At 70.2% G+C, this 6,000-nt stretch carries 4 protein-coding genes; 1 reads left to right on the top strand and 3 read right to left on the bottom strand.

All coding sequences use genetic code 11. The annotated features are described in order from the left end of the window. Positions 1-393 precede the first annotated feature (393 nt). On the bottom strand, positions 394-942 hold the full coding sequence (locus ACI2L3_RS28015; RefSeq protein WP_404755142.1) for a MarR family winged helix-turn-helix transcriptional regulator: 549 nt from the start codon (positions 940-942) through the stop codon (positions 394-396). Positions 943-1,078: 136 nt separating this feature from the next. Here ACI2L3_RS28015 and ACI2L3_RS28010 point away from each other — a divergent pair, with 136 nt between their 5' ends. Further along, positions 1,079-2,365, top strand: coding sequence for an MFS transporter (locus ACI2L3_RS28010; RefSeq protein WP_404755141.1), 1,287 nt, complete (start codon positions 1,079-1,081; stop codon positions 2,363-2,365). 24 nt (positions 2,366-2,389) lie between these two features. Here the strand turns inward: ACI2L3_RS28010 and ACI2L3_RS28005 are convergent, their stop codons facing one another. Continuing rightward, positions 2,390-4,087 (bottom strand): SpoIIE family protein phosphatase, encoded by a 1,698-nt coding sequence (locus tag ACI2L3_RS28005; RefSeq protein WP_404755140.1) that lies wholly within the window; start codon positions 4,085-4,087, stop codon positions 2,390-2,392. A 165-nt stretch (positions 4,088-4,252) separates the two neighbouring features. Next, positions 4,253-5,644 (bottom strand): NAD(P)/FAD-dependent oxidoreductase, encoded by a 1,392-nt coding sequence (locus tag ACI2L3_RS28000; protein WP_404755139.1) that lies wholly within the window; start codon positions 5,642-5,644, stop codon positions 4,253-4,255. Positions 5,645-6,000 lie beyond the last annotated feature (356 nt).

Here is a 6,000-nt window from a genome sequence, read left to right as displayed (position 1 = left end):
CCTTTCCGGTTCCCGCTCCGGCCTTTCGGCTTTCGCGTTTCCCTTTCCGGCGGTTCCGACTCTATCAGATCCTTTCGGGCCTGACTCCCAGTCAGTGGCCACCCGGCGGAGCCGGATGTTTATGCCGTGTCTTCGCGGCTGTTGGGCCGTTCCGACGTCTCAAACTCTAGCGGGTTTTCCCGGCGACTCATAATCGAGCCTTGGAATTGAATTCGGGCATGCCGAATGCGTTCCGTTGGGAGGTCGTGCTGAGTTTGGTTTGCCGCTCAGAAGCGGCGGGAGGTGCTGTCGCAGAACCGTTACGGCTCCGTGGCAACCCGAAGAACCTTACGGATCGGGCAGATGGCTGTCAAGCTCCGGCCTGACTCCATCTAGTACCCACCGCCCGGCCTCTCAGTCCAGGTCGGTGAGGCGTCCGCCGGCGTCCGGCTGGGCGTGCTCCACGCGACGTAGAAGACGGGTGAGCACCTCGCCCAAGGCGTCGCGCTCGTCCTGGCAGAGGTCCTGGAGGAGGTCCTCCTCGAAGACCGTCGCCAGGCGCATCGCCTCCAGCCACTTCTCACGGCCCTCCGCGGTCAGCTCGACGATCACGCGGACCCGGTTCGACTCGTCGCGGTCGCGGGTGACCAGGCCCTCCGCCACCATGCGGTCGATGCGGTGGGTCATGGCCGCGGGGGTCAGGCCGAGCCGCTTGGCGAGCTCGCCCGGGCCCATTTGGTAGGGGGCTCCGGAGAGGACGAGGGCCTTGAGGACCTCCCACTCGGCGTTGCTGATCCCGAGGGTCGCCGTCTGGCGCCCGTAGGCCACGTTCATCCGGCGGTTCAGGCGGCCGAGGGCCGACACGATCTGCTCGACCTGGGGGTCGAGGTCCTGGAACTCGCGCTGGTACGCGGCGATCTGCTCTTCAAGTGTCGGCTCAGTCGGGCCGGGGGTGTCACCCATGGGCCGAGTATGGCACGGCCCTGCTTGGCATTGAAGTCCTTCAGTGTGTACTGTTTAGATCCTAACTTTAGCTTCGAAGTCTTCACTTCTAAGGCTTCGCACCAACTCTTCAAGGCAGGTGAAAGTGACCAGGGCGATGGGCGCAGCGATGCGTCGTATCCAGGCAGGCAGCGCGCTGAGCGCGTTCGGCATCGGTTTCACGGTTCCGTTCCTCTACGTCTATGTGGCGCAGGTGCGGGAGCTGGGGGCCAGTACGGCGGGCATCGTGCTGGCCGCCTTTGCCATGGCCGCGCTGATCGTCCTGCCCATCACCGGCCGCGTCATCGACCGTCGCGGCCCCCTCCCCGTACTCGTGGGCGCGGCGGTCGTCGCCTCCGTGGGCGCGGTCGCGCTCGGCGTCGCGAACAGCGAGACGACGGCGATCCTGTCCGCGGCCCTGCTCGGCGCGGGCACGGCCGTCATGCAGCCGGCGCTCGCGACGATGATCGTGTGGTCCTCGACGCCCGCCACCCGTACGCGGTCGTTCGCGATGCAGTTCTTCCTGCAGAACCTGGGCCTCGGCATCGGTGGTCTCATCGGCGGCCAGATCGTCGACGAGAGCCGTCCCGGCAGCTTCACGCTGCTGTTCTCCATCGAGTCCGTGATGTTCCTGGTGCTCGCGGCCATCGCGCTGACCGTGCGGCTGCCGCACGCGCCGTCCATCCAGGACACGATGCCCAAGGATGCCTCGGCCCCGCGGGGCGGCATGCGCGCGCTGCTCAAGCACAAGGCCATGGTGCAGCTGTGCGTCCTCGGCTTCGTGATCTTCTTCGCCTGCTACGGGCAGTTCGAGTCGGGGCTCTCCGCTTACGGCGTGGAGGCGGCGGGGATCGACGCCTCGACGCTCGGCATCGCGCTGGCCGCCAACACGGCGATGATCGTGATCGCGCAGTTCGCCGTCCTGAAGTTCGTCGAGCGGCGCAAGCGGTCCCGGGTGATCGCGGCCGTCGGTCTGATCTGGGCCTTCGCCTGGCTCCTCGCCGGATACGCGGGCGTCGGGCACGGCAGCCAGGCCATGGCCACCGCGGCGTTCATCTCGACGTACGCGCTCTTCGGGCTCGGTGAGGCGATGCTGTCGCCGACCGTCGCGCCGCTGGTCGCGGATCTGGCGCCGGGCGGCATGGTCGGTCAGTACAACTCGGCCTTCGCCCTGGTGAAGCAGCTGGCCCTCGCGGTCGGTCCGGCCGTGGGCGGGCCGATGGGTGCCGCGCTGCACGTTCCGTACATCGTGACGTTCGTGCTGTTCTCGCTGGGCATCACGGTGCTCGCGGTGCGCCTCGGGCGCGGGCTCACCCCCGTGCAGAACCAGCCTTCGCTGGCCAAGAGCCCGGTGGTGGCGCAGGGCGGCCCTACTACGGCCGCGCCCGCCACGGCCGACGCGTAACCCAAGCCTCTCTGCGGGCGGCCGCTACTTGGGGAGCGCGAACTCGCACCAGACGGCCTTGCCGCCGCCCGGTGTGCGGCGCGAGCCCCAGTTCGACGCGATCGTGGCGACGATGGCGATGCCGCGTCCCGCCTCGTCGGCCGGTTCGGCGCGGCGGCGGCGCGGCAGGTGGTCGTCGCCGTCGGTGACCTCGATGATCAGCCGGCGGTCGGTGCGGCGCAGCCGCAGCCGCATCGGCGGGGTGCCGTGCTGGAGGGAGTTGGCGACCAGTTCGCTGGCGGCGAGGACGCCCAGGTCGTGCAGTTCCGGGGAGAACCGCCAGCTGGCGAGGACGCCCGTCGCGAAGGCACGCGCGCGTGGGGCCGCTTCCACGCCGCCGAGGAGCTCCAGGGCGGCGTTCCTGAAGAGCTCGGCGTCCGAGCCGGCGCGGGCGGGGTGCTGGAGGACCAGGACGGCGACGTCGTCATCGTGGTCGGCGGTCACTCCGAGAGCGCGGATCAGGCGGTCGCACACCACCTGGGGCGTGCCGGTGGCGCCGGCCAGGGCGCGCTCCAGGGAGGCCACGCCTTCGTCGATGTCCTCGCTGCGCCGCTCGACGAGGCCGTCCGTGTAGAGGACGGCGGTCGAGCCGGGGCCGAGCGGCACGGATCCGGAGGTGTGCAGCCAGCCGCCGGTGCCGAGCGGGGGTCCTGTGGGCTCCTCCGCTTTGTGGATGGTGCCGTTCTCGTCGCGCACGAGGATGGGCAGGTGTCCCGCGGACGCGTAGACGAGGCTTCCTTCGTTCGGGTCGTGCACCGCGTAGACACACGTCGCGATCTGGCTGGCGTCGATCTCGGCGGCGAGGCCGTCCAGGAGCTGCAGGACCTCGTGCGGGGGCAGGTCCAGGCGGGCGTAGGCACGCACCGCGGTGCGGAGCTGGCCCATGACGGCCGCCGCGCGCACGCCGCGGCCCATCACGTCGCCGATGACGAGGGCGGTGCGGCCGCCGCCGAGGGTGATCACGTCGTACCAGTCGCCGCCGACCGCGGCCTCGGTGCCGCCCGGCTGGTAGGTGGCGGCGATGCGGAGGTCGTCGGGCTGCTCCAGCTCCTGGGGCAGGAGGGACTTCTGCAGGGTGACGGCCGTCTCGCGCTGGGCCCGCTCGCTGGTGCGCAGGCGCTCGGCCGCCTCGGCGTGGTCGGTGACGTCGGCGGCGAACACGAGGACGCCGCCGCTCTCCTCGGGGCCCGCGGTGGAGCCGCCGAGCGGCACTGTCACGGGGGTGCACGTGAAGGTGTACGAGCGGCCGGAGGACGCCTTGCGGGACTTGACGGTGCGCGGCTTCGCGCTGCGCAGGACCTGGTCCAGGAGGGGCAGCAGCCCCAGCTCCTCCAGCTCGGGCAGTGCCACGCGCGCGGTCTCGCCGACGGGCCGGGGGCCGAAGGCGGCCACGTACGCGTCGTTGACGTAGGCGATGCGGTGGTCGGTGCCGTGCACGAGGGCGACGAGGGCCGGGATGCGGTCGAGCACCTCGCGGACCGGCAGCTCGTCGATGCCGCCGGGGCCCGGGCCGCCCGCGGCGCCGTCCGGGGGCGCGGTCTCCGCTCCGTCGGTGGGCCGCTCGGCGCGGGCCGCGGGGACGGAGCCGTCCCCGCGCGGCGCCGTGGCGATCGCTTGTTCGGTCCGCGCTGCTGCGCGGCGCTGCGTTCCGGGGAGCCGGGCGCTCCAGCGCGTGAAGTTCACTGCGGTAGGCCTCGTGGTGTCGCTTCTGGATCGGGAACACAGCATGTCGAGAGCGGACGTCCCTGGTGTCGGCCTGACGGCCTGGCCATGGTCACACGAACAGTCTGACCGAACGGACTGACATCCGTCAGACGCCGGTCCTGTGCGGGGAGTTCCTGACTCCGGTCAGGACGACTCCTTCGGGCGCTCCCCACCGGCTGCGAGTTCGAACTCCGCACGGGGGTGTTCGAGCGACCCCAGGGAGACGATCTCGCGCTTGAACAGGCCGGACAGGGTCCATTCGGCGAGCACTCGGGACTTGCGGTTGATGGTCGGCACTCTGCTCAGGTGGTAGACGCGGTGCATGAACCAGGCAGGGTAGCCCTTCAGCTTGCGTCCGTAGACGTGCGCGACACCTTTGTGCAGTCCCAGGGAGGCGACGGAGCCCACGTATTTGTGCGTGTACTCCTGGAGGGGGCGCTCGTGCAGGGACGCGATGATGTTGTCGCCGAGGACCTTCGCCTGGCGTACGGCGTGCTGCGCGTTGGGCGCGCACTCCTTGCCGGCCTCGTCGGCCGTGACGTCGGGGACCGCGGCGGCGTCTCCCGCGCCCCACGCGTGCGTGGTGCCTTCGACGGTCAGCCGTGCGGTGCACTTGAGGCGGCCGCGTTCGTTCAGCGGCAGGTCCGTCGCGGCGAGCACGGGGTGGGGTTTGACGCCCGCGGTCCAGACGACGGTGCGGGTGGGGTGGCGGGCGCCGTCGCTGAGGACGGCGACGCGGTCCTCGCACGAGTCAAGACGGGTGTCGAGGCGTACGTCGATATTGCGCCTTCGCAGTTCGCGCACCGTGTACTTGCCCATTTCCGCGCCGACTTCGGGCAGGATCCGGTCCGTCGCCTCGACGAGGATCCACTTCATGTCCTCGGGCTTGATGTTGCGGTAGTAGCGGGTGGCGTAGCGCGCCATGTCCTCCAGCTCGCCGAGCGCCTCTACGCCCGCGTAACCGCCGCCTACGAAGACGAAGGTCAGGGCCGCGTCGCGGATGGCGGGGTCGCGGGTGGAGGAGGCGATGTCCATCTGCTCGATGACGTGGTTGCGCAGGCCGATGGCCTCTTCGACGGTCTTGAAGCCGATGGCGTACTCGGCGAGGCCGGGCACGGGCAGCGTGCGCGCGATGGAGCCGGGGGCCATGACGAGTTCGTCGTAGGCGATCCGGACGGGCCCGGCGCCCTCCTCCTCGGTGGCGAGGGTGCTGAACGTCGCGGTGCGCTTGGCGTGGTCGACGGACTCGACCTCGCCGATGACGATGCGGCACTTGTCGAGGACGCGGCGGAGCGGCACGACGACATGGCGCGGTGAGATGGAGCCGGCCGCCGCCTCGGGCAGGAACGGCTGGTACGTCATGTACGGGTCGAGCGTGATCACGACGATCTCGACCTCGCCCCGCCTGAGCTCCCGTTTCAGCTTTCGCTGGAGTCTCAGCGCGGTGTACATGCCGACGTAACCGCCGCCGACGACGAGAATCCGTACACAGTCCGGAGGTACGGGGGTCGTCCCCCGGGAGATCGCAGCCTTCACCTTCCCATGACGCACCCGGCTCTCGAGTTTGTCCACAGGCCCGGCAATTTGTGTGACCGGGCGCGGCGTGCGGAAAAGGACCGGGAGTCTGCCGCTGGGCGGGCGAGGTACGCAGGTCAGCGCGGGCGGGGAAGGCGTGCGTGCGGGGTGCGATAAGGCCTGAAAGGGCGCGTACTCCGATCGGGGGGCGCTCCGTGCGGAACCCGCCTCTTCTGAATTGACCCCCGCTCAACTATGTTCGTGGGACGTCGGGGTGTCGGGGGATGCGCTCGTCGGGCCGGATTCACGGCTCGCGGAAGGGCTCGCTCCTCACACGTCGGTAGTCAATGGCGGGGAGTGTCTCCGGGGGGAGACGT

The sequence above is a fragment of the Streptomyces sp. NPDC029674 genome (assembly GCF_044903205.1).
In the GTDB taxonomy this organism is placed as follows: domain Bacteria; phylum Actinomycetota; class Actinomycetes; order Streptomycetales; family Streptomycetaceae; genus Streptomyces.
The sequence above is the reverse complement of the archived record's forward strand: the minus strand, read 5'-3'. Positions and strand labels throughout refer to the sequence as shown.